Annotated in this window: 2 protein-coding genes and 1 pseudogene; all 3 read left to right on the forward strand. The window is 43.7% G+C overall.

Annotated features, from left to right (window positions below; translation table 11 throughout):
* Positions 1–813, forward strand: a pseudogene (locus VN105_RS16960) (hypothetical protein); the annotation flags it as partial.
* 60 nt (positions 814–873) lie between these two features.
* Positions 874–2,001 (forward strand): hypothetical protein, encoded by a 1,128-nt coding sequence (locus VN105_RS16965; RefSeq protein ID WP_325642717.1) that lies wholly within the window; start codon positions 874–876, stop codon positions 1,999–2,001.
* Positions 2,002–2,080: 79 nt separating this feature from the next.
* Positions 2,081–2,450: hypothetical protein (locus VN105_RS16970; protein ID WP_325642718.1), on the forward strand; the 370-nt coding region annotated here is incomplete at its 3' end.

Raw genomic sequence — 2,450 nt, forward strand, 5'->3', positions numbered from 1 at the left:
AAAGAATACAAGGAAGTTTTTAAAGATAAAAAGAAGGCAGAACAGAAAGCGATGGAAGTGATTAAGAAGATCCCCGCTTTCAATGACTTCATGCAGAAACATTCACAGCTGGCCAGCCTGTTTAATATACAAGGCGCCACCGCATCTGCTCCAAACCTCGAAGGACTGCAAACCCGCAACCAGGTGGAACAGCTTATCCAGCAACGCCTCGGCAGCGGTCCCAATGCCAGTGCAGCTGTAAGCCAGCAAATGGCCGAAGCCCGCAGCAAATTCGATGAACTGAAAAGCAAATTCCCTGATCTTGACAACGCTGCAGAAATGCCGGATTTCAAGCCAAAGGAAATGAAAACAAAAAGTTTCCTGCAAAGACTGGAATTTGGCAGCAACATCCAGTTCCAGCGCAGCAATAAGTTCTTCCCTACTACCGGCGATCTTGCCGGTCAGGCTGCCTATAAGTTCCACAAAAATGGCAGCGCCGGTATTGGTCTTTCTTACAAACTGGGTATGGGCACCGGCTTCGATAACATCCATTTTTCCGGCCAGGGTATGGGGATCCGTTCTTTCATCGACTGGAAACTGAAAGGCACCTTTTTCCTGAATGGAGGCTATGAGCAGAACTATCAACCGGATTATGCCGGTGTGCCTGAAGGCGTAGGGCAGAAATGGACCCAGAGCGGGTTGATTGGAATCAGTAAAAAGTACAAGATCAACAGTAAGCTGAAAGGGAATATGATGGTGTTGTTTGACTTTTTGTATAACCAGCATGTGCCGAGAACGGACCCGGTGAAGGTGAGGCTGGGGTATAATTTTTAATTTTTGTTAACCTGAAAACTATTCTGAATGGGATCTTTTTTTAACCCGTACCGTTTGTTAGTGAGTATTATTTTAATCGCATCCAATTTATGTGTAGAAGCCGCCGGGACAAACGGACCGGGTGACTGGCTGCTACTGGGACCTGCAAATACAAGTGCATCTCCCTATAATCTCTGCTATTACAAAGTGGCTAAAATCAACAATGATGCACATCGGTATGCTACTACCATAGAATTAGATGTGGTGGGAGACGTCAATTACTATAACAGGCAAGGCGCCTACCGTATCAGAATCGACAAGTTTGAAGGAACGCCTGCACGATTCGACGGATTAGAGATTCGTTGTATTTCAGGGAATCCGTTAGCAGCCACTTTTTATGTGTTTAATAATGCTTTGTGGGTAAAGTCAAATTATCAGTGGGGTTCAATTTATTATCGCAATGATGATCATACGCTTACCAGTCCTATGAACACTGCTCCTTTCGACCAGACTATCACCGCGCCGGTTGGCTTTGCGGCAAGCACCAGCACATATGGTTTGAATTGCGATTTTGATAATAATAAGTTCTATCAGCTATCTTATGAAGATGTAGAGGGAAATACCACAAATATGGGAAAAATGGGCATAGGCACTATACCGGGATATGCCTTGCATACAGTTTCACCAGGGAATACTACCAAAGCATCAGCCTATTTGTGGGGAGAAAATTATGGAGTAGCTGTAGGTACGCTGAATGCTCCGGTAACAGGGTACTCATTTGCCGTTTTAAATAATGCTAACCAGGATGGTTCCGGTGCCACCGGCGGAGGTAAGCCGCTACTATATGTCAGGGGCGATGGCAATGTAGGTATAGGTACAAGTGTTCCCCAGGCAAAGCTGGCCGTGAAGGGAGATATTTTTGCCCAGAAAGTGAAGGTTACACAAAGTGGCTGGGCTGATTTTGTATTTCATCCGGAATACCAGTTGCCATCACTACAGGAAGTGGAACGATTTATTAAAATCAATAAACATTTGCCGGAAATTCCTTCAGAGAAGGAGGTTGAAAAGGATGGACTGGATGTAGGGGAGATAAATAAGAAGTTGTTGCAGAAGGTGGAGGAGCTGACGCTGTATATTATTGAGCTCAAAAAAGAGAGTGTGGAGCAACGGAGGGAGTTGGAGAGGTTGAAGGGGAGAATGAAGGACTGAGGCAGATGGGGAGTTTTGCTGAAGAATAAAGCATTTTTTTGATAAAATCCCACTATAACTACACGATAATCTAATGAGAATGAAAAAAATATTTATCCTTATAACCATTGTCTCCACAGCATTACAAATAAAAGCGCAAGATAACAGAACAAGCATTGCGAGAGTAATTTCGCCTTCTCCTACGGCTTCATCTATTGCAAAGTTCGGAGAAATCCCGGTATCTCACTATACAGGTGTAAGTAATATTGGTATTCTCATTTATGAAATCAAAGTTAATGAAATATCGGTACCCATCAATTTAAGCTATCATAGTGCAGGGATAAGAGTCCAGGAAGAAGCATCATGGGTAGGCCTAGGTTGGGCACTGTTTACAGGCGGAGTTATATCAAGGGTTGTAAATGGTTCTGATGATCTTAAAGGACTTGGATATCCTAATAGTTATTTACCCA

The sequence above is a fragment of the Chitinophaga sp. genome (assembly GCF_035564935.1).
Lineage (GTDB): Bacteria > Bacteroidota > Bacteroidia > Chitinophagales > Chitinophagaceae > Chitinophaga.